This is a genomic window from Nonomuraea sp. NPDC049709 (genome assembly GCF_040674815.1).
Classification (GTDB): Bacteria; Actinomycetota; Actinomycetes; order Streptosporangiales; family Streptosporangiaceae; genus Nonomuraea.
In genome coordinates this window covers 202,862-223,132 of sequence record NZ_JBFANM010000010.1, presented here as the reverse complement: position 1 = coordinate 223,132, position 20,271 = coordinate 202,862, and the positions used below count along the sequence as shown (strand labels likewise).

17 protein-coding genes are annotated in these 20,271 nt (G+C 67.0%); 9 read left to right on the top strand and 8 right to left on the bottom strand.

All coding sequences use genetic code 11. The features are described 5' to 3' along the window. Nucleotides 1-135 precede the first annotated feature (135 nt). The 3 genes from AB0J69_RS12895 to AB0J69_RS12885 form a co-directional block, all read right to left on the bottom strand. Nucleotides 136-951 carry an alpha/beta hydrolase gene (locus AB0J69_RS12895; RefSeq protein ID WP_364116277.1) on the bottom strand — a complete coding sequence of 272 codons (816 nt, stop codon included), beginning with the start codon at nucleotides 949-951 and terminating at the stop codon, nucleotides 136-138. 69 nt (nucleotides 952-1,020) lie between these two features. Then, entirely contained in the window at nucleotides 1,021-2,190 is a 1,170-nt protein-coding gene (locus AB0J69_RS12890; RefSeq protein ID WP_364116274.1) for an acyl-CoA dehydrogenase family protein, read from the bottom strand. 97 nt (nucleotides 2,191-2,287) lie between these two features. Continuing rightward, complete coding sequence (locus AB0J69_RS12885) at nucleotides 2,288-3,487, bottom strand: cytochrome P450 (protein WP_364116271.1); 1,200 nt, start codon at nucleotides 3,485-3,487, stop codon at nucleotides 2,288-2,290. Nucleotides 3,488-3,591: 104 nt separating this feature from the next. Here AB0J69_RS12885 and AB0J69_RS12880 point away from each other — a divergent pair, with 104 nt between their 5' ends. The 4 genes from AB0J69_RS12880 (at nucleotide 3,592) to AB0J69_RS12865 (ending at nucleotide 7,254) form a co-directional block, all read left to right on the top strand. Further along, nucleotides 3,592-4,125: a hypothetical protein gene (locus AB0J69_RS12880; protein WP_364116268.1), complete on the top strand. Its 534-nt coding sequence runs from the start codon at nucleotides 3,592-3,594 to the stop codon at nucleotides 4,123-4,125. Nucleotides 4,126-4,145: 20 nt separating this feature from the next. Next, a complete protein-coding gene (locus AB0J69_RS12875) occupies nucleotides 4,146-4,577 on the top strand; it encodes a YbjN domain-containing protein (RefSeq protein ID WP_364116265.1) in 432 nt (143 codons plus the stop codon). 286 nt (nucleotides 4,578-4,863) lie between these two features. Beyond that, nucleotides 4,864-5,964 (top strand): hypothetical protein, encoded by a 1,101-nt coding sequence (locus AB0J69_RS12870; protein WP_364116262.1) that lies wholly within the window; start codon nucleotides 4,864-4,866, stop codon nucleotides 5,962-5,964. A 78-nt stretch (nucleotides 5,965-6,042) separates the two neighbouring features. Further along, nucleotides 6,043-7,254 (top strand): epoxide hydrolase family protein, encoded by a 1,212-nt coding sequence (locus tag AB0J69_RS12865; RefSeq protein WP_364116259.1) that lies wholly within the window; start codon nucleotides 6,043-6,045, stop codon nucleotides 7,252-7,254. Nucleotides 7,255-7,310: 56 nt separating this feature from the next. On the opposite strand, the gene AB0J69_RS12860 is transcribed toward AB0J69_RS12865, so the two are convergent. The 3 genes from AB0J69_RS12860 to AB0J69_RS12850 all read right to left on the bottom strand — a co-directional run bounded on the left by AB0J69_RS12860 (nucleotide 7,311) and on the right by AB0J69_RS12850 (nucleotide 9,683). Beyond that, nucleotides 7,311-7,745, bottom strand: a complete 435-nt coding sequence (locus AB0J69_RS12860; RefSeq protein WP_364116256.1) for a calmodulin-binding protein — start codon at nucleotides 7,743-7,745, stop codon at nucleotides 7,311-7,313. A gap of 280 nt (nucleotides 7,746-8,025) precedes the next feature. Beyond that, a complete protein-coding gene (locus AB0J69_RS12855; protein WP_364116253.1) occupies nucleotides 8,026-9,156 on the bottom strand; it encodes a PQQ-dependent sugar dehydrogenase in 1,131 nt (376 codons plus the stop codon). Nucleotides 9,157-9,179: 23 nt separating this feature from the next. Beyond that, on the bottom strand, nucleotides 9,180-9,683 hold the full coding sequence (locus tag AB0J69_RS12850) for an SDR family NAD(P)-dependent oxidoreductase (RefSeq protein ID WP_364116250.1): 504 nt from the start codon (nucleotides 9,681-9,683) through the stop codon (nucleotides 9,180-9,182). Nucleotides 9,684-9,802: 119 nt separating this feature from the next. Here AB0J69_RS12850 and AB0J69_RS12845 point away from each other — a divergent pair, with 119 nt between their 5' ends. The 4 genes from AB0J69_RS12845 (at nucleotide 9,803) to AB0J69_RS12830 (ending at nucleotide 12,603) form a co-directional block, all read left to right on the top strand. Beyond that, nucleotides 9,803-10,492 carry a TetR/AcrR family transcriptional regulator gene (locus AB0J69_RS12845; RefSeq protein WP_364116247.1) on the top strand — a complete coding sequence of 230 codons (690 nt, stop codon included), beginning with the start codon at nucleotides 9,803-9,805 and terminating at the stop codon, nucleotides 10,490-10,492. 134 nt (nucleotides 10,493-10,626) lie between these two features. Further along, entirely contained in the window at nucleotides 10,627-11,178 is a 552-nt protein-coding gene (locus tag AB0J69_RS12840; RefSeq protein ID WP_364116245.1) for a hypothetical protein, read from the top strand. Continuing rightward, nucleotides 11,169-11,513: a tail fiber domain-containing protein gene (locus AB0J69_RS12835; RefSeq protein ID WP_364116242.1), complete on the top strand. Its 345-nt coding sequence runs from the start codon at nucleotides 11,169-11,171 to the stop codon at nucleotides 11,511-11,513. The genes AB0J69_RS12840 and AB0J69_RS12835 overlap by 10 nt, the downstream gene beginning before the upstream one ends. A gap of 307 nt (nucleotides 11,514-11,820) precedes the next feature. Next, the gene (locus AB0J69_RS12830; RefSeq protein ID WP_364116239.1) at nucleotides 11,821-12,603 is read left to right on the top strand and encodes a DUF2637 domain-containing protein; all 783 of its coding nucleotides are present in this window, start codon (nucleotides 11,821-11,823) and stop codon (nucleotides 12,601-12,603) included. Nucleotides 12,604-12,704: 101 nt separating this feature from the next. Here the strand turns inward: AB0J69_RS12830 and AB0J69_RS12825 are convergent, their stop codons facing one another. Then, the gene (locus AB0J69_RS12825; RefSeq protein ID WP_364116236.1) at nucleotides 12,705-14,276 is read right to left on the bottom strand and encodes a restriction endonuclease; all 1,572 of its coding nucleotides are present in this window, start codon (nucleotides 14,274-14,276) and stop codon (nucleotides 12,705-12,707) included. Nucleotides 14,277-14,758: 482 nt separating this feature from the next. Here AB0J69_RS12825 and AB0J69_RS12820 point away from each other — a divergent pair, with 482 nt between their 5' ends. After that, nucleotides 14,759-16,138: a Wadjet anti-phage system protein JetD domain-containing protein gene (locus tag AB0J69_RS12820; protein WP_364116233.1), complete on the top strand. Its 1,380-nt coding sequence runs from the start codon at nucleotides 14,759-14,761 to the stop codon at nucleotides 16,136-16,138. Here the strand turns inward: AB0J69_RS12820 and AB0J69_RS12815 are convergent. Then, the gene (locus AB0J69_RS12815) at nucleotides 16,135-19,284 is read right to left on the bottom strand and encodes a hypothetical protein (RefSeq protein ID WP_364116231.1); all 3,150 of its coding nucleotides are present in this window, start codon (nucleotides 19,282-19,284) and stop codon (nucleotides 16,135-16,137) included. The genes AB0J69_RS12820 and AB0J69_RS12815 overlap by 4 nt on opposite strands. Between the last annotated feature and the right edge of the window lie 987 nt (nucleotides 19,285-20,271).

Below are 20,271 nucleotides of genomic sequence, written 5' to 3'. Positions count from 1 at the left end.
GCGCGGCGCCCGCCACCGCCCGGGCCCGCCCGGGGGGGCCCGGGACCCCCCCTTGGGGGATGGGGGGCCCCCGGGGGGCGCCCGGGGGGGGGCCCCGTGGGGGGGCGACCTCCGCGGCCCCCCACGACCTCGGGCTCACCCGCCGGCGAGGACCTTCCGCAGCACCTCCGCGAACTCCTCGGGCTGCCCCATGAACCCGCCGTGATCTCCGGGGAACTCCGCCGGCACCGTGCCGAGCAGCTCGGCCAGCGCCACGGAGGTCCGGTAGGTGACCAGCTGTCCCGACTCCACCCCGACTCCGATGACGACCCGGGCAGGACCGGCCTTCAACGCGGCGATGTCGGGCACGAAGCGGGTCGTGCCACGCAGCTCGTGGGCGAAGAACCGGGCGCCGTCGATCAGGTCCTGCTCCGACGGCTCCCCGGGCGGCCCGGCGGGAGCATCCTCGTCACCCTCGTCGAATCCCGCGTTCCCCATGAACTTCGCGAAGGCCGCCTCCAGCCCCGCACGGTGGAATGTCTCGATCATGTCGTCCACCGCGGCCCGCTGCTCGGCGGCGTCGGGCAGCAGCTCCACCGAGGGCGGCTCGTGTGCGACGAGCGTACGCACCCGGCCGGGGTGCCGCGCGACCAGGGCCAGCCCCGTCACCGCCCCGCCGCTGCTGCCGAACAGGTCGGCGGACTCGGCACCCATCGCGTCGAGGATGGCGGCGACGTCGTCAGCGCGCAGCTCGGGGGTGGAGTCCTGCGTGGGGTCGTCCAGGACGCTGCCCGAGATGCCCCGGGGGTCGTGCGTGACGACCGTGTGGTCGGCCGCCAGCGCCTCGGCCAGCGGCACGAAGTGGGCCGCGGCCATCGGCGCGCCGACCAGCAGCAGCAGCGGACCCGAGCCGCGTACCTCGTAGCGCAGCCGCACGCCGGGCCGCTCCAGGAAGTGGGTGGCGGTTGTCATGGCGGGTTCATCCTTCCTCCGATGTCACGTGTCGGACATGGGACCCCCGCCGCCCGGAGAACTCATCGGTCATGGACCCTCCAGGGTGGTGATCGCCCACGACTGGCCCTGTGCCAGGCCGGCCAGCTCGCGGCCGCACTCCTGGAGCATCTGCGGTCCCGACAGGATGTGCTGGGTGCCGGCGTGCACGTCCCTGAACAGCCGCTGGATCAGCCCGTCGCGCAGCGCCGAGGTGCCGCCCGACGCGTACACGAACCCGGCCACCTCGGCGAGCATCGCAGTGAGGTGGTTGAGCGTGAGCCGCATCATGGTCTCCTGGCGTACGTCGAGCGTCCCGCCCGAGTCCAGGGTGCGTTCGGTGTCCTCCCATGTCTCGCGCACCAGGGCCTTCGCCGCGCGGAACTTCGCCTCGGCCCGGGCGAAGTCGGCGTGGAAGGCGTTGGTGTCGGCGATCTGGCCCGGCCGCCCGGTCCGCGCCGCCGCGTAGCGGGCCAGCTCGTCGAGCAGCCGCCGGCCGACGCCGAGCGCCCAGCCGGTGTGGCAGATCAGCGCCTGGTCGAGCAGACCGAGCCGGTAGATCGCGCCGCCGCGCAGCGGCTCGTCCAGGTCGAAGACGTGCGTGTACGGCTCCGGTACGAAGGCGCCGTCGATCGAGTAGTCGATGCTGCCCGTCGCCCGCAGGCCCAGGACGTCCCAGTTGCCGAGCATCTTGACGTCCTCGACAGGGGTGATGAAGATTCGTACCTCGTCGGTGCCCTCGATGGCGCCCAGGCTGTGGGCGTACTGGGAGTGGTACATGCCCGAGGCGAAGCCCCACTGCCCGGTCAGGCGGAAACCGCCGTTCTCGCGTACGGCGATGCCCGCCCGCGTGCCCTGGCCCGCGATCAGCGGCATCCGGGGGCCCTTGAACATCTGCTCGACGGCCTCGTCGCCCAGGTACGCGCCGGCGGTGCCGTTCTCCAGGTTGGTGGCCATGACCACCCAGCCCGTCGAGGGGTCGGCGTACGAGAGCTGTTCGAAGACGGCGAGCAGTTCCCGGGGGGACGATTCGGCACCGCCGAGCGCCTCGGGCACCCAGAGGCCGAAAAGTCCCGCCTCGTGCAGGGCGTCCACGACGGGGGTGGTGAGCCTGCCCTGCTCCTCGGCCTCGGCCGCCTCCCCCTCGATCAGCGGGCGCAGCTCGCGGGCGCGGTCCAGCAGGGTGGTCCCGGCGGAGTGAAGTCGCGGCGTATCGCTCATTTCCAGGTGCTCCTGTTCGTGATCGTCGGCGCTCTTACTCCGTCAGATCACGTATGCGGCACGTTGTCCATAGCCCCGAGTGCCAACCTCCCGGAGGTCAGCCCAGCGGGAGGCGGCGGACTCCGGTCATGGTCGGCGTGGGGATGAACTCCACCTTGTCCTCCGGATCGGTGCGCAGCGGGTCGAACCGGTCGAGCAGGATGTTCAGCGCGACCCGTCCCTCCAGCCGAGCCAGGGGCGCGCCCAGGCAGAAGTGGATGCCGCGGCCGAAGCCGAGATGCGGGTTGGGGTCGCGAGTGGGGTCGAAGACGTCGGGGTCGGGGAACTGGCGGGGATCCCTGTTGGCCGCCCCGAGCCAGGCCATGACCACCCGGTCGGCGGGGATCGTCACGCCGCCGAGCTCGACGTCGCGGGTGGTGGCCCGGCCGAGGGCGGCGAACGGGGTGAGGAACCGCAGCGATTCCTCGATCGCGGCCGGGATCCGGGCGCGGTCGGCCCGCAGCTCGTCCTGCCGCACGGGGAAGGCGTCCAGGCACAGCACCGTGTTGCCGAGCAACATCGTGGTGGTCACGTGCCCGGCGAGCAGGAGCACGATCGCGAAGTTGACCACCTGCTCGGCGGGCAGGCGCTCACCGTCCACCTCGGCCTCGACCAGCCTGGTGAGCAGGTCCGCGCGCGGCCGCTGCCGGCGCTCGGCGGCGTGGCCGGCGAGGTAGGCGCTCATCTCGTTCCACGGCTTCAGCGTGGCCTGGAGGTCGACGTCCTGCCGCTCGGCGGTCTCGTTGAACGAGATCTTGGTGTCGCGCTGGAACAGCGCGTCGGCCCACCGCTTGAACAGGGCACGATCACTGGCGGGGATCCCCAGCAGCTCGGCGATGACGATGACGGGGAGCGGGTAGGCCAGGTCGGCCACCAGCTCGAACCGGCCGCGGTCGCGCGCCGCGTCGAGCAGCTCGTGGGTGACGGCGGCGATCCGCGGCTCCAGGTCCGCGACGACCCTGCGGGTGAAGGCGCTGGTGACCAGCTTGCGCAGCTTGCCGTGCTCCGGCGGGTCGATCTGGGTGATGAAGCCCTCCAGCGAGAAGTCCTCCATCTTCGCCAGCATGCTCTTCGGGACGACGCGCATGGTGTTGGAGGAGAACGTCGCCGGGTCGCCGAGCAGCTCCTGCAGTTCCGGGAAGCCGTAGACGTTCCATATGCCGGTTTGCGCGTCGAACTCGACCGGCGCGCCCGATCGCGGGCCGCGCAGCCAGAAGTGCTGCTCGGGGATGTCGTACCGCTCGACGATGTCGATCATTGAAGCTCCTTCGTGGCGGGACCCTAGGTCGAGATAAGCGTACTTAGACGTCTAGATGCGCGCAATACGTCTGGATGCTCCCAGCGCGTCGTTACACTTGCGGGATGCGAGGTGGGCGGCTCTTCCCCGTCGGGGAGGACTGGTACGAGTGGCGACAGGAGCCACCGCTCTCCGGCACCGTGCTCGTCCAGGTCGCCGTGGCCGCCGGTGGCCGCCTGGTGCTCACCGGGCTGCGCATCGACGGCGCGCCGACGGCCGGGCTGCTGCGGTCGATCCCCGTGGGGCGCATCGAGGTCGCCGCCAACGCGCAGCTCACCGCCGTCGACGACGTGATCACACCGGTGACCGTGAGCCGCCTCCGCCAGACCGAGCTGCCCTCGCTCGACGGTGCGGGCTGGGAGATGACCGCTCCCGACCGCGCCGTTCCCCGGCCGGCGCCGGTTCGCAAGCGCGGCCGTCCGGACGACTTCTACCGGGAGATCGCCGACACCTATCACGAGCTCGCCCAGGTGTCCGCACGTCCCGCGGCCGAGCTGGCCGAGCTCCGCGACGTCCCGATCACCACCGCGCATCGGTGGGTCAAGGAGGCCCGGCGGCGGGGATTCCTGCCGCCCGGGCGGCCCGGCACGTCCGGATGAGGCGGGTGTAGCGTCGAAACGTGCCGAATCACGCACCCCTCCGGGCCAGGATCAACCGGCTCATATCCGGGTACCTCGATGGGCAACCCCTCACCACTGACATCGCCGCCGAGCCCGTCGCCATCCGATCCGGTACGGCGGTGGTCTATGTCCGCCTCGTGGAGGCCACGCCACCCGTCGTACGCGTGTTCTCGCCCCTCCTGCGCGGGATCGAGCAGTCGCACGGGCTGCTGGCGGAGCTCAACGAGCTGAACGGGCGGCTCAGCTTCCTGCGCGTCTTCTGGCGCGACGGCACCGTGTTCGCCGCCACGGAGCTGCTCGCCCAGACGCTGACCAGTGCCGAGCTGGCCAACTCCTGCGACTGGCTGGCGGAGGCCGCCGACTACTACGACGTACGCCTGCGCTCCCGCTTCGGCGGCGACACGGCCTTCGCCGAGCGCCGTCCCTCATAGAGGTGATATTTCCCGAGATGGCAACGTCTGGGCCAGGAGAAGGCAGGCACGGCGCGTCGAGGCTGACGGCATTTGCCGCGATATGCCATCGTGGCCCTGCTTTCACCTGCGCCCCTGGGATTACCGCGTGGCCGTCACGGCCATGATCGGCGCGCCATCCATCACCCTGTGCGGGAGTCGCGGTCCGGCCCCGATTCTGGATCACCTCTGATACTGGCGCGCGCATCACCGACATGCCTGGGGGCGCCCACGCTCCCGATCATGAGGAAGGCTGGCCAGCGCAAGCATGACCGGCAGGCACCAGACCCCGACCACCACCAGCAGCAGCACGACCACCACCACCGAAGAACGCAGAAGGGCACACCGTGCGCGGCTCAATGTCGCGAAGATCGTCGGCGGCGCCCTGGCCGCACTCACCGCCGCGATAGCCGCCTCGTACCTGGGGGTGGCGGGCACGGTGATCGGCGCGGCGGTGATGAGCGTGGCCACCACGGTGGGCACCGACATCTACACCCACTACCTCCGGCGTACCGGCGACAAGGTCAAGCAGCACACCACGACCGGCTGGCGCAGGCGCCCGACCGAGTCCGCGCCGGCCTGGCGCGGGCGTGCGGCCGATCCTGCGCCGGCCTGGCGCGGGCGCCCAGCCGATCCTGCACCGGCCTGGCGCGGGCGCCCAGCGGATCCTGCGCCGGCCTGGCGCGGGCGCCCGGGCGACTCCACGCCTGCCGATTCCACGCCTGCCGACTCCACGCCTGCCGATTCCACGCCTGCCGATTCCACGCTGGCGGACGCGTCACTGCCGGCGGACCCGCTGCCGGCGGGTGCCGCGTCGCTGACGGCGGACGCGGCACCCGCCACGCAGCCCCCCGCCCCATCGCGCGCCCGTATGGGCTGGCTCCGGGTGGGGGCGGCCGTGGCGCTGGTGCTCACGAGCAGCTTCGGCAGCATCCAGATCTACCAGGTCCTCGCCGGCCGGACGGTGGCCGACCAGGCGAACGGCACGACCGGCCGCCAGGCCGAGCCGGCCAGGCAGCACGCCCCCAAAGCCCGGCGCACCGAGCCCGCCACACACCGGCAGCTCTACCCGGCGACCCCGACCCCGTCCGCCACCAGATCACCGTCCGCCTCCACCACACCATCGGCGACCAGCACCCACACCACCCCGACACCCGGCACGACCGCCACGCCTTCGGCCACCCCCGCGTCCCCGGACGCCCCGACGACGACCGCCACACCGCAGCCCTCGGCCTCCACACCGCCCATCCAGCCGCCCTCCGAACAGCCACCTGAGAGCATCCCGCCCTCCCCGACGCTGGGAAGCCGCCCACCGGCGGATGGGGAGACGGAGACCATTTCCCGGCAGCGAACGCCGCAGCCACACTGATCGGACCGCATGGACCCATACGGTGTCGGCAACCAGCCGTCAGCCCGTCAGCCCGTCAGCTCGTCAGCTCGTCAGTGAATGAATGACATCTGGCATCACGCCATTGAACGGAGTGAGATCACGGTGGTTACCTCCCTTTCCAGGAAACCTTGGCAAATCCCGGTGAACGACGAGACGGTCGACGACCTGCGTACCAGGCTCGGACGGGTCCGCTGGCCGGACGAGATCAACGACGCGGCCTGGGGCTGGGGTGTGGACCAGGCCTACCTCCGTCACGTCGTCGAGGAGTGGGCGCGTTTCGACTGGCACCGCAAGGCGGCGGAACTCAACGAGATTCCCCAGTTCATGGCGGACGTCGAGGATCACCGGCTCCATTTCGTCCACATCGCTGGCGCCCCGGAGACCCCCGGCCGCGCACGGCTGCCACTGCTCCTGCTCCACGGATGGCCAGGCTCGTTCGTCGAGATGCTCTCGGTCGTACCGTCCCTCACGGCGGCCGCGGCGTCGCGCGGGCTCGTGCTCGACGTGGTGATCCCCTCGCTGCCCGGGTTCGGCTACTCCTCCCGCCCCACCGCCCCGGGCACGTCCCCCGAGGTGACCGCCCGGTTGTTCCACACGCTGATGGAGGGGCTCGGCCACTCCCGGTACGCCGTCCAGGGCGGGGACATCGGCGCCGGCGTAGCCATGCGCATGAGCCTTCGTGAACCCGGTGCCGTCATCGGCGTCCACCTCAACTTCCCGTCGTTCAGGTTCGAGGGCGGCGCGGAGGAGGCGCCGGACGGTCCCGGGCCCCGTTACGACGCCCGCCGGGAGGACTGGGCGCGCGAGGAGGGCGGCTACTCGCACGTGCACGCGACCCGCCCGCAGACCCTCGGCTACGCGCTCGCCGACTCTCCGGTGGGCATGGCCGCGTGGATCGTCGAGAAGTTCCATGCTTGGACCGACCGGAGCGCGACGGGCGGAGCGGTCCCCGTGGGGCTCGACGAGATCCTGACGAATCTCAGCGTGTACTGGTTCAGCCAGACCATCACCTCGTCGATGCGGATGTACAAGGAGAGCGCGGCGGACCCGCTGGTGCTCTCCCCACGACGCCGCATCGAGGTCCCGGTCGGCGTCGCCGCGTTCCCGTACGAGTTGCCGATCCAGCCGCGAGAGCGGGTCGAGCAGGCCGCGAACCTCGTCCGCTGGACCGACATGCCCGGCGGCGGCCACTTCGCCGCCTTGGAGGCGCCCGACCTGCTGGCTGCGGACGTCATCGAGTTCTTCGCCGGCCTGCCAGCCGCCCGCTGAGCCAGTGACACGCCACGACCCCCAGGGATCCCCGGGGGTCGTGGCGTCAGCAGGATCTAGGAGACGGGAACCTCACGGACCAGCCGGGAGCTCCACGGGCACCAGTGCCCCCCGGGCAGGAACGCCCCGCCGGCCTCGTCCAGATGGTCCTCAAGGTATTGCATGCTGGAGTCACAGACCTCGATCGCCATCTCGAAGAAGTCGATCGTCTCGGGCTGCAGGTGGTAGCTCCACCGGGGGTTGTACGCGACGGTCCTCTTGATGATCCGGCCGTGGACGTGGATGCGCTGCGTTTCCTCGCCGCTGAGGATCCGGCGCGCGTGCGCGATCTTGGCCTGGTCGGTGAGCTGGAAGACGAACCGCGGGTAGCCGTTGGTGTCGGTGAACTCGAAGTAGGCCGGCCCGGCCGCATGGGCGGGGGCGGCGGCGGAGAGGCTGAGCATGGCGACCGATACGAGCGCAGCGATGATCTTGGCGGGGATGCGTGGCATGGGGGAACCTCCGATGCTGTTGGTCTCGCTCTGCGACGCATCCATTACACAACGTAGTTGATTCAATTCATAGAGTTATTTTCGCAGGTTGGCCGCGCCCTCCCCCGCGCCTGGCGTCAAGGGGACCGGCGCCAGCAGCTCGCCGCAGCCCATGCGCTGTGTCGCGAGCGACTTGCCGACCGCCTCAACGCCGGATGGTGGACGTCATTACGTCCGTACGGGTGAGTGCCCGGGCGGTGAGGTTGCCGAGGCCGGTGGCGGCTCCGGTGACGAGGACGGGTCAGGAGGTGGGCCGGACGAGGTCGACGCGGAGGATCCGATCGTCGCCCGGCCGGGCGGCGGTGCCGCCCCACGTCGCTCCGTCGGTGTTGGAGGTCGTGATCCACAAAGAGCCGTCGGGTGCCGGCTCCACCGTACGGATCCGTCCGTAGCGCTGGGTGAAGTAGGCGACGGGGTCGCCGTCCGCCCGCGGGCCGTCGACGGGCAGGCGCCAGAGCCGCTGTCCGCCGAGCGCGCCCATCCAGACGGCCCCGCCCGCGATGGCGATGCCGGACGGCGAGGCGTCGTCGGGATGGATGGTGAAGAGCGGGCGTTCGCCGTGCGAGCCGTTTCGGCCCTCGGACTCGGGCCATCCGTAGTCGCGTCCCGGGCGCAGGACGTTCAGCTCGTCCCAGGTGCGGTGACCGAGCTCGGACGCGTAGGCGGTGCCGTCGGGGCCGAACGCGATGCCCTGCACGTTGCGATGGCCGCTGGAGTAGACGGCGGTCCCCGAGGGGTTGTCCGGCGGTACGGATCCGTCGGGGCGGATCCGCAGGATCTTGCCGTTCAGTGACTCGTCGTCGGCCGCGTTCTCGGGCGAGAAGGCGTCGCCGGTGCCGATCCAGAGGTTGCCGTCCGGCCCGAAGCGCAGGCGCCCGCCGTGATGGCGGTCGGCGGTCGCGATGCCGTCCAGGAGCACCCGGTCCTGACGCAGGGAGCGCAGGTCGGGGGTGAGCCGCAGCGCCACGACGCGGTTGGTGGGCGAGGCCGACACATATGCGTAGACGGTGCGGTCGCTGCCGAAAGACGGTGAGGCGGCCAGCCCGAGGAGACCGCCCTCGGCGCTCACCTCGACGCCGGGAACCGTGCCGATCGGCGCGGGATCGCGGCCCTGCCTGACGTGCAGGATCCGTGCCGACGACCGCTCGGACACCAGGGCGGAGCCGTCCGGGAGGAACGTCAGGCCCCAGGGCATGGTCAGGCCACGGGCGATCTCGGTGACCTCGCCGGGGACCAGGCCGCGCGTATCCCGCGCTGCGCTGTTCTGCGACGCGTGGGACTCCGGTTCCGTGCACCCGGACAGCAGGACCAGGGCGCAGAGGAGAGCGGCGGCGGCGCCGAGGCGGCCGCCGGTGGGTGGGATGAGAAGCATGGCGGATCTGTCCTTCATGTCGGTCAGGCGCGCCGGGCGAGGGCCTCCACCGCACCCTTGGTCGCGGCATGCGCGCCGTAGGCCGGGAGGTGCAGGCGGGTGACGCTGGTGGAGACGGCGACGATGGCGCCACCGGGGCGGATCCGCCGCGCGGCCTGCCTCGCCATGACGAACGTGCCCCGTACGTTGACGCGCAACTGCCGGTCCAGCTCGGCCAGGTCCAGCTCGCGGGTCGGCTGCAGCGCCATCACACCCGCCGCGTTGACCACGACGTCGACAGGGCCGAGGCGCTGCTCCACGGTGTCGAAGGCGGCGGCGACCGCGACCTCGTCGGCCACGTCGGCCTGCAGCGCGATCCCGCGGGCGCCGGCCGCCTCGATCTCGCCGACGGCGGCGTCCGCCTCCTTGGCATTGGACGCGTAGACGACGGCGACGTCCTGGCCTGCCGCGGCGAGCATGGAGGCGACGGCGCGGCCGATCCCTCGCGACCCACCGGTGACGATGGCGACCCGTAATCCGGTACTCATGAACACCCTCCTCGCTACAATCGCTAACGTCTATAAGTTAGCAGTGATATGTCAGCGATAACAAGATGCTGTTAGCATGAATGTTATCTGCGATGAGTAATCGCTGTTATCGTCGATACGTGGCTACGAGCATGAACAAGCGGGAGGCGATCCTCGACGTTGCGGCGGACCTGCTGGCGCGTGGGGGAAGGGACGCCGTCTCGACCAGGGCCGTCTGCAAGGCCGCCGGCGTGCAGGCGCCGATCCTGTACCGGCTGTTCGGTGACAAGCAGGGTCTTCTGGACGCCGTGGCCAGCCGGGGGCTCGTGTCGTACCTCGTCGAGAAGCGCGGCATCACACCCAGCGGCGACCCTGTGGAGGACCTGCGGCGTGGTTGGGATCTGCATATCGGGTTCGGCCTCGCCGAGCCCGCTCTGTACTCGCTGATCTACGGGAGCCCGCGACCAGGGGCCGAGCCCGACGGGGCGAAGCAGGCCGCGGAGATCCTCGCCGGGCTGGTGCACCGTGTCGCCCTGGCCGGTCGGCTCCGCGTCCCGGAGCAGCGGGCGGCGCGCGTGATCCACGCGGCTGGTCGCGGCACCACGCTGGCCCTGATCGCGGCGCCAGAGGCCGAACGCGACATGGACGCCGCCCGGATCGTCCGCGAGGCGGTCATCCACGCGATCACCGAACCCGCCCCGACCTGTACCGGGGACGACGTCGTGGCCGGCGCCATCACCCTGAGGGCCAGCCTCCCGGACCTGAAGGTCCTCAGCCCTTCCGAGAGCTCACTGATGGGCGACTGGCTCGATCGGATCATCGACGGCTAGCAGGCGGCCACAAGTGACTCTCTCCTGAAGGCAAGGGCAAGAGCACCTTGAGGATATGTGCCCTATGTTGACCACGTGGAATAACAATTAGTAGTCAATCAAACACGAAAAGTGAACATGGGAGGAACTGCAGCATGTCATCCGACCCCCGGCACAGCGACGAACTCATCACCAGCATCTCCGTCTACCTGGCAACCGGCGGCGACGATCCCGACGACGGCACGCAGGGCGGCGTCTCCAACGACCGCGCGTCCATCAGCCTCGGCATCGCGGGGCGCGAGTTCGGCCTGGCCCGATCAGACGTCACCGACCAGCAGAAAGACTCCGCGGACACCTATGTCCTCGGCGAGGGCGGCAACGTCGTCAAGCCCGGCTGGAACGACCCGCGCCGGCCCCGGCGTACCCTCGGCGACCTGATCGACCACCCCGTCTACGTGCGCTTCACCCCGCCGCCCGACGTCCCCGACGACGACTGGCATCTGAGCCGCGCCGACGTCACCGTCACCGGCGCCGGCGGCAGCAGCGTCACCTACTCCGCACAACTCGGCGAGCCGGGAGTCTGGCTCGGCAGCACCTCCGGGCAGGTCGTCCGCCTCGACCGCCGGCACAGCACGGCGGAAGGCACGAAGATGCGAGCGTCCGACCGGAACCTGAAGATGGCGATCACGCCGGTGACATGGCGTTGAGCCCGCCATCACGGCCCACTCCCGCGCCGGCCGATGGCGACCGTCCCCTCGACGGCGACGAGGTCCTGGCCAAGGTCGTCGCGCTGCCCATCAGTACCTGGCGCTACAGCTGGGATGACGAGCACGTACGTCATCTGGGCCCGATGGCCCAGGACTGGTGGGCCGCGTTCGGGCTCGGCGGCACCGACACGGCCATCAGCTGCATCGACGCCAACGGCGTCGCTCTGGTCGCGATCCAGGCATTGCATCGCGAGCTTCAGGCCCTCAAAGCCGCACATGACGGGGCGGGCCAACCGCCTCGCGACTCGCGGGAGGAGATACCGGCCACCGAATAGAGCGAACAGTACGCAGCGAGTTACAGATACCGGCGCTCCCGGAACTCCTTCCCATGACCGTGGACCGCGCTGTCGGCAGCTCCTGCGGCAGGTCGAGCCGGCTGCGTTCACGGTCGCAGGAGCATGGCAGCCGCGTCGGACACGAGCCCTGATCGACCCGCACTGCCCCGGAAAGCAAAAGTGGAGGCCCGGATCGAACCGGAGCCCCCACGTGTGCGTGCGGTGTGTGTCCGAGGGGGGACTCGAACCAATCGCACACGGCTTCACGCTGACCACGCGGTTCCTGCTGGGACAGGGGTGAGCGGTCGTGCGCAACCTCTCGGCGGACCGATGGGTCCGTGTGACGACGCTGGCCGGCGTTTTGCTGGTTGCTCTGGTGGCGGCCGTCGTGTCCTTTCGGCACATGCACGAGCTCTCCCTTCGGCATGGAGAAGACAGCCTGGCTGCAGCCCTCATCCCGCTATCGGTGGACGGCACGATAGTCGCGGCTTCGATGTCCTTGCTGGTGGCTAGCCGTCGGGGTGAGAAGGGCGGCTTCCTGCCGTGGACCATGCTGGTCATCGGCAGTCTGGCCAGCCTCAGTGCCAACGTGGCGGTGGCCGAGCCCACGCTGGTCGGCCGGGTAATTGCGGCTTGGCCGAGCTTTGCGCTGATCGGAGCGTACGAGATGCTGATGAGCCAGGTCCGCGGCTCCGCTGGACATCGAGCGCAAGGCAGGCACTTGGTAGAGGAAGCGGGGGAGGGCGGTCTCGCCGACCACAGCGCCGTTGGCGATGCAGAGTCTGACGGCGAGGAAGCTGAGGGCCTGCCTGGGGAGGAGGATGTGCCTGCTGATCGGAATGGAGGATGTCGATCGTTGCAGCGTGCAGCGTGGCAGTGGGCGTTGGAAAATCGTCAACCGGATGGCGGTCTGCCGAGCGGCATCGCTATTGCGCGGGCGTTTTCCCGGAGTCCTCGCTGGGGCCGTCTGGTCAAGAATGCGGGGCTCGCTGGCGAACTGGCTGACGAGCCAGGGACGACGGCTGAGCCGAAAGAGCCGCTAGACGTAGTCGGGGGAAAGACCTTGGAGGGCAGCTGGCACGTTGCTTGAAGATCTTCCATTCCGTTGTGCAGCGCAGATCGCGTCCTCTGTGCGAATCAGACCGCATCTGCGCTGCCTCTGCCAGCAACGAGTCATGATCGGGACAATGGTCAGGGCCTTTTCTTGCCACGGTTGAGGATGCGAGCAGGGATGTTGTGCTCGTGGCACAAGGCGAGTAAACCGGCACCGTCGATCAGCTCCAAGGGTTTGCCGCTGGCGAACTTGTAGCTGTCGGGCCCGTAGCCGGAAGTCGTGATCATGATGCCCTTGGTGGCACCCTCGTGTTGCACGGTTCCGTACAGGTCGCGCACATGGGTGGGTTGTACGGTCTTGGTGTAGAGCTTCGCCTGGACGATGATCTTGGCGCTGGCGACGGGACGCGCGTCGTAAGCCACGCAATCCACTCCGCCGTCGCCGCTGGCCTGATACAGCTTGGTGTCGAAGCCCATCTTGGTGAACAGGTTCTGGATGAACGCCTCGAACTCCTTGTGGTGCAGCTCGAGTAGGTTGGGGCGCTTGTCAATGTCGGAGATGATGTCCACGGGATCGACGATGCGGGGGTCGGCCATGCTGAACGGCATGACCGGCTCGACGGCCTCCAGTTCCTCGGGATGCGGCGAGACGTCGGCGTGAAAGTGCCGACGGACGCACTCGACGGGTTTGAAGCGGGGTTCGTTGAGCACCAGCGCGGAGAACTGCTCTCTGGTGGCTCGCATCGTGATGAGGTAAGGCTCGATCTGCTGGCCCGTCACCGGATCGACGGTCCGGACCCGACCGTTGAACACGATTGTGGTGATCAGCTTGCCGGGGTCGGCGTCAAATACCTCGCGTAGTGTGCGCAGGGCGATCTGCGCGATCACGCGCTGATAGATCTGGCGGGTCTCCGGTATGGACCGAGGCGTGGGTTCGACGGTCTTGCGGGTCTTGATGTGCTTGTAGAGCTTGTGCTCAGGGACGATCTCCGGTGCTGGCAGGTACCACTCGACGGCGAGCAGCGAGGATTCGGGAACGTAGCCGGTTCTGCGCTCCGCAGGGAAGCCTTCGGGGTAAGGGGATGTCTGCAAGACGAGGTCCATGTAGTTGCTGACCGCGTGTCGGTCGCCGGATCCCAGGCCGACCTCGATCGCATCCAGGCGGGCGTTCTCCTCGGCGACGGCCCGCTCGGCTTCGACAACCTGCTGTTGATGAGCACGCCGCCGGTCGATGACCTTCTTCTGGCGCTGGGTTTCGCGATGCCGGTGATCGGCTTGTGCCTTGGCGAAGTCGGCCTCAGCTTGGCGCAGCGCTGTCTCGTACCGTTGAGCATCGCCGAACGCGCGTTGTAGCCATCCGGGAGGCGCAGGCGCCTTCCATACGGGCGCAGGTTCGGGATGGGCCAGTGGTCCCAGATCCAGTGGTGGAACCTGCAGGCGGCGACGTAGCGAGGCGAGACGGATCTGCGGGTCTCGGCGCAATGAGGAGCGCAAGATCGTCTCCAGCTCCTCGACCCGTGCTTCGAGCTGGCGAGTGCGCGCGGCGGCCTCCGCGTCTCGCGCGGTCGCTTCAGCCTGCAGGCGCTGCTGTTCTTGCGCCTTGAGTTCTCGTTCGCGCTTTTGTCGAGCTTGCTCGGCGGCACGTACCTGCCTGCGCCGCTCGGCTTCCCAATCTCGATACGACCCTGACGAACCAGAACCTCGTGCCACTCCGCACCTCGCCGATTCCGCCGAACTTACAGGTCACACCGCTCGAACGTAACCCGGCAGGTAAGCAGCGACAATGCGCTGTAGTTGTAGTGTCACCTCCGCAGGCAGTCCTGTGGGTGCCGGAACGTGCGTCACCTACAGATCTTCGACGGGCCCACACCTGAGCCCAGTCAGCGGTCGCCCGTTCGTAGAACGGGTGCGTGCAGGATACGGATCCAGTCTCCGTGACTTGTGCGTCTGGTGGTACTGGGCACGATCAGCTTGATATCAGCTGAAGAGTCGCAGCGTGGCCAGCGTCCGTCCGACCCGCGGCAGGGGTGCTGTAAGCGGCACACTTGAAACCTAGAGCATGACGAAGCTTAGCGCCGCACGCCTATGCTTGAAGGGTATTCGCGAGGATATGAGGGTATATGTTGATATTATTCGGATTAGGTCTCTGCTGCTTCTGATATTACAACGAATCATAAAGGTATGATGAGCTGATGTCTTCGCTGAAGGATTCTGAATCCTTGATCCGAGAGCGGATCCCGTTGCCGGGCTTGCCGGAGACTCTTGCCGCCTATGTGGTGTATCCGGAAGGTAGACGCCCGGAGGATAGACAGGGGCGGCTGAATCCACGCGAGGTCGAGATTGTCGCTGCAGTTGCCCCGAAGGGATTCGCGCCATCCGAGGAGCTTAGTGTTGAGGAAGTGGTGTGGTTCCTGCGCGAGTCGGAGCGGCGTTGGTCAGGGATGTTGACGCATTGGAGAGACCGTGCGTCGGACCTTGCCTTTGCGGTTGCGGCTTGTGGAGGGCTGGTCATCATCGCGAAGCTCGACAGCAGGTATCGAATCAAGTCCATTACTAGGGCGCGGCTTACGCCGGCCTGGGCAGAGGTTGCCAAAGAAAAGATCGCGGAGCTGACCGGACGGACCACACCGGAAGCTATTCGTGGCAAACTCTTGATGACGCTACGGGAAGTTCCCGAATTAGCCGACGAGTATGCGCTCCTCATCCGCCAGGAAGCCGGTGCGCCGCTTTTGCCGCCAGTGGAGAGCCGGACTCGGGCAGGGCGATGGCCTCCATATGAATTCGCTTTGCGGGCGGCGGCATGGCTGTACAGCCGTCCGGACCCAGAACGGAAGCCGCCAGCCGATGAGGTCGCTTCGTGGGCTTTTACGACCGGCAAGGCATCCAAGGAGTCATGGACTCTACCGCGGAGGTTGGCCGTTGAAAATCTGATGAGCAGAACGCTCAGCGAGCTGGTGACCTTCCCGGATTATGAGATCAGGGTGCGAGGTCCGCTGCAGTGGACGATCGGCTCAGTGGCTGTGGACGCCTCAGTGGCGCGACCTTGGGCTGGTCTGCCCTCCAACGGGGCCAGGCTCATGGGTGAGATCCACTTCGGCGGTGCGCGCGGTGTTTTCGTCGTCGAGAACCAGACGACCTTTCAGGAGGTATGCAAGCTTCCTGTCACCAGTGAGTGGATTGTCGTGTGGGGGAAAGGATACGGCACCCATGGGCTGGTTGACCTGCTCAGACTTCTTGTACCTTTGCCGATCGCGGTGTGGGGCGATCTCGACGCACATGGAATTAACATCATTGCCGACATGGAGCAACGTGTGGGCCGGCCCTTCCACCCCGTCGGAATGGATGCCAGCTACTGGGCTGAGGGAAAGCATCGGAAGATCAAGGAGTCCGAACGCACTCGTGGGATCGCGGCGGCCCAGAGGCTGGCGTCCTCCGGGCCAGAGGCCTTCCGTGATCTGGCGCGGATGATTGCGGCCCACCCCAATTGGGCTGGCGGCAGCCGGGAGCAGCAGACGCTCCATGGAACGGTCCTGCCTCTGGTTCCCGAGTTGCTCGCCGTGATTCTGCGTTAGCGACCTGTGCGAAGCCAGAAAGCAACGAGCTCAACCCGTCCCTGCTCGGGATCGTGGCCCCAGGCTCTAGTAGGACGATTGTAGGGTTCGGTCGCCGTTGCGTGGGAGAACCAGAGGACTTCACCGCAGACCTCGGCCGCGTCGTAGACGACGCTGTCCTGGCACGTGCCCAGAATGGTCACGCCTTGCTGGTGTGCCACTCGGTTGAGCGCGGACAGGACATCCTTGCGGTTGGCGTCGCCCAGGCTGTTACCGAGCTCGTCAAGGATGAGCAGTCTGCCGGGAACATGGTCGTCTGCAAGTAGGGCTGCGAGAACCAGTTGGATCGCGAAGACCTTTACCTGGGCGCCATTGGCTACTTCGCGGTAGGAGACGAAGCTTCCAGCAGGCGAGCGCCGCCATTTGGGAGTGACGTTCCAGGTCCAGTTGTCGTCCGGACTCTCGGGACGAATGATATCGATTTCCAGACGTGCGCCGTAGCCGCCTTCCCTGTCCTGGTCGAGCTGGTCTAGCTGCGCACTGATCGCACGAAGCGCCAGTTCGATGGAGCGCTCGACCATACCCTGCTGCAAATCCAGGTCTCCATGTAGGCGATCGAGTTCGGCGCTCGTTTCGGCGATGACGACTGCGCGTTCGAAGCGGTTGCGATGAATGCGATCTCTGAGGGCTTGGTCGTGTTCCTCCTTCGCATCCAGCAGATCATGAAGAGGCTGTACCAGGGTGGCGAAGAAGGCTCGGTCAGGATCGTCTTTTTCCAGAGGATGGGTGGAATTGTCGGCGTCCTGCTTCAGCTGCTGAAGCGCGGGAGAGGCCTGATCTGGATCACGGGTTACATGGGTAAGAGCTTGGTGAAGGTGTCTGATGGTCAGGTCGCGCCAGCGAACTGACGTGTGCCGGTGCCCCTTGTTCGCCTCCTTTGTGATGAGGTTCTCAGCGGCCTCATCGGTATTGGACCAGGCTATCCGCCACTCCTGAAGTCCGATCCCGGATAGCGCTTCGGCTTCCTTGCGATGATCTCTAATAGCCTCGCCCAGTTTCCTCTCCTGCGCTATGAGGTCGTTGCGGAGCCGGGCGATGCGGTCGTCATGGTTGTCCAATGCGCTCTTGGCGCCGCTATGGGCCTCATCGGCGACCTTCCATCGCTGCTCTGCGTCTCCGCGTTCTCCGCGTGCCTCGGAAATGTTGGTCTCGAGTTCTTTGAGTAGGGCCCGAACTTCTGACAGTTCTGCTGCTGCCTGCGCGGCAGCCAGTTGCCGTTGTTCGTGTCGTAGCGTGATCTTTGCCGTCTCGACGGCCCCTTGCCGAGCGTTGACTTCCTGTTCGGCCCGTTCTGCATCTTCCCGTGCCCGTGCGACGCGGACGGAACGCCCGGTGAACGGTTCCGGGAAGCCACCCAGCGTCGCCGTGTCGAGGTCGAGATCGTGGGCTCGGTCGGGAACTGTTCGATGTTCGTAGCGGTCTTCAAGAGCCTCAAGAAAACCGGATATCGGAGCCGTGGATGCAATGCCTGGAGGGAGCGGGCGCGCCGACTGGTCTTCAAGTGGCCCGTCGGCGAGCACGACCGTTGCACCGGCGAGGGATGAGAGAAGGTCAAGGACCGCCGACTCGTCGTCACGGGTGATCACCACCGCGTCCCGGTAACTCCAGAGACGTGGTTCCCAGACCGCGCGGGCGGCAGGATCAAGAGTGATCGCGTCGATCAAGCTGACAGCCTGTAGGTTCGCGCCATGAAGGAGAGCTAGGGCTTCTCCAGCTGGCCCATCGTAACCCTGTTCGACGGCTTCCAGGTGATAGAGGAGCTGCTGATACTCCTTCTCTGCTTCGTTAAGGTCGATTTTTGTTACGGTCAGTTGTAGCTCTGCTGCTTCAACTAGCTCCTCGTGGAGATCGATGGCCAACCCGTCATCGCTTTCGGCGTCGGCTGAAAGCTTGCTCCGCTTCGTTAAGAGCCCGCCCAGACGTTCTTCGAGCCTTCCGATCTTCTTGTCGAGGTTGACGCGTTCCCCATCAACGGAGGATCTCGCTCGCTCGGCCGCGGTCACGGCGTACTGAAGGTCCGTACGTCCCTCAAGGGCTCGCAGCTCGTTGCGTTGCTGCTCGACCGCATTCTTCGTCGTCTTGATCAGAGCTTCTGCGGCTTCGACATCTGCTCCCTTAGTCGCGTGGAGCTCGACTCTCTCGAGCACGCCTTGCGCGAGGTGTGCCTCCCAGGCGGCCACTGCCTCGGCCACCTCGGCACGGGCTGCTTCTCGGCGTTTCAATGCCTCGAGCTGCAGGTCCTCATTTATCCGATCCCTCGCATCCTCTTGGCGGCGAGTGTCCAGCTCATCACTTTGCGCGGCATGTTCGCGGCGGAGCCGTGATTCGGCGGCCAAGAGGTGGTCCCGGCCAGTCAACGCGATGAGCGCCTCACCGATGCGTTCTGGTGACATCGCGGTCATTTGCTGTGACAGAAGTGAGGGCACCGATGGACGGACCGTGGTGTCTAGGTAAGCGAGGCATCGTGGGGCGTCACCGAAGAGTGTCTCGGCCATGGTCCGTGACCCGGTCTCACTGTTGCGCGGAAGATCGTTCCACAGCTCGTTGGCCTGGTCCTGACGCTCCTGATCAGTCCCGCCTTCCGCGACGTGGAGCCCTCGTGTCCAGCGCATCTTCACGAATGCAGGCGTCCGCGAGATCCGAACCCAGACCGTGATCAGGTCCGTGCTGCGGAACGGGGACTCCCCAGCGAAGACGCCGACGATATATCCGTGGTTGGCACCGCCGGCGGAGACGTCAAGTCCTGCCGCCCCCGGCTGGAAAAGCAACTCGACAGCGTGCCTCCCATCGACGTCAAGGCGCCATTGCGGGTCGCCGAGCAGAAGAGAAACCGCACTGAGGAAAGTGGTCTTACCTGAACCGTTCGAGTCGCCCTTAGGGCCTTCCCCGCTCACTGCGACAAAAGCACCGGGGACGATCGGCACCGGATGAGTTGTCAATCTGGCGATGTCAAAGGTCTGGACGGCAACTAACTGTCTTCTTCCGACAATCCCCGTGACCTGCGCACCGTCGGGCGTCCGATCAACGAAGAGGCTATGCTCAGTCGTCTTCGACACCACTTCCTCCTTCGAAAGTCGGCTCTCTTTGGCGACGGCGGCGGATGACATCGGCCATCACTCCTTCTGGTTCCCCGAGGAGAACCAGTTCCTCCCAAAGCAGCGCAGAGACCTCGGGAGTCAGTCTCGCAAGTTGCGGTCCTGGAACGATCTGCCTGTTCTTGCCGTGGTAACGGACGAGTCCTCTAGCTGCGAGTTGTCGTAGGGTTGTCCGGATGACACCATCGCCGAGCTTGCACTTCTCGATCTCCGCTCGGTCGACTGGTTCGCCCTGTGCCCAACTGCTACTTGTAATCCGTCCTTTGGCGCGCGGAATCGCCACGCAATGGAGCAACACGAGAGTAAGAACGGCTCTTTCTGCCGGCTCGAGAACGCCGTTTCCCTCTTGTGCGAGTGCTATTCGGATGTCCTCGGCGTAGCCTGAAGTATACCCTGTCTCGGTACGGAGCAGGGTCCTTCCTCCTTCGTCCAAGCACCGACGCACGCAGTCGCGAAGGTCCGGCTCACTCAAACCGGGAAAGTCTCGCTCGCGCACACAACCGTCCGCCGTCTCTACGGCGGCAACTGCCGCAATTACCAGGGCCTGGCGGCCGGGGGAGAGTTCACTCAACGAGGTCATCGCTAGCCACGGATTCGGCAGGGGTGTCACGGGGGATCCGGTCAAAGACGGGGCGAATCACATCGACTTGCCGCTCTGACCAGGCCGCCACCCGCGGTCCTAGTCTGATCGACTGAACGGAAGGGTCCAGCCATAGCGACGACCGCAACATTCCAACCGCCTTTCGTACTCTCCCCATGTGACTCGGGTCGTCGCTTTCCCCTCCCCATGCCTGCAAGGACCTCAGCAGTTCTTCCTCAGTGATAGGCGACCCGGGCCAGGGATGCGCATCGCGCTGACGCCAGCAACCGCCGAGGCACGCCGTAAACGTCTGGACGATCAACGGCGATGGAGAGATGCGGGGAACCAACCTCTCGTCTTCGAGCGGCTCGTCTCCGAGTGGCCAACCCAAGATAGCGACAGGTGTCCCTCCCATCTGC

Coding starts and splice junctions, on each gene's coding strand:
- AB0J69_RS12860 (WP_364116256.1), bottom strand. CDS start 7,745: ATGCCACGCATCCCCGCCAAGATCATCGCTGCGCTCGTATCGGTCGCC.
- AB0J69_RS12820 (WP_364116233.1), top strand. CDS start 14,759: ATGTCTTCGCTGAAGGATTCTGAATCCTTGATCCGAGAGCGGATCCCG.
- AB0J69_RS12880 (WP_364116268.1), top strand. CDS start 3,592: ATGCGAGGTGGGCGGCTCTTCCCCGTCGGGGAGGACTGGTACGAGTGG.
- AB0J69_RS12835 (WP_364116242.1), top strand. CDS start 11,169: ATGGCGTTGAGCCCGCCATCACGGCCCACTCCCGCGCCGGCCGATGGC.
- AB0J69_RS12865 (WP_364116259.1), top strand. CDS start 6,043: ATGAATGACATCTGGCATCACGCCATTGAACGGAGTGAGATCACGGTG.
- AB0J69_RS12850 (WP_364116250.1), bottom strand. CDS start 9,683: ATGAGTACCGGATTACGGGTCGCCATCGTCACCGGTGGGTCGCGAGGG.
- AB0J69_RS12855 (WP_364116253.1), bottom strand. CDS start 9,156: ATGCTTCTCATCCCACCCACCGGCGGCCGCCTCGGCGCCGCCGCCGCT.
- AB0J69_RS12895 (WP_364116277.1), bottom strand. CDS start 951: ATGACAACCGCCACCCACTTCCTGGAGCGGCCCGGCGTGCGGCTGCGC.
- AB0J69_RS12840 (WP_364116245.1), top strand. CDS start 10,627: ATGTCATCCGACCCCCGGCACAGCGACGAACTCATCACCAGCATCTCC.
- AB0J69_RS12815 (WP_364116231.1), bottom strand. CDS start 19,284: ATGTCATCCGCCGCCGTCGCCAAAGAGAGCCGACTTTCGAAGGAGGAA.
- AB0J69_RS12890 (WP_364116274.1), bottom strand. CDS start 2,190: ATGAGCGATACGCCGCGACTTCACTCCGCCGGGACCACCCTGCTGGAC.
- AB0J69_RS12870 (WP_364116262.1), top strand. CDS start 4,864: ATGACCGGCAGGCACCAGACCCCGACCACCACCAGCAGCAGCACGACC.
- AB0J69_RS12885 (WP_364116271.1), bottom strand. CDS start 3,487: ATGATCGACATCGTCGAGCGGTACGACATCCCCGAGCAGCACTTCTGG.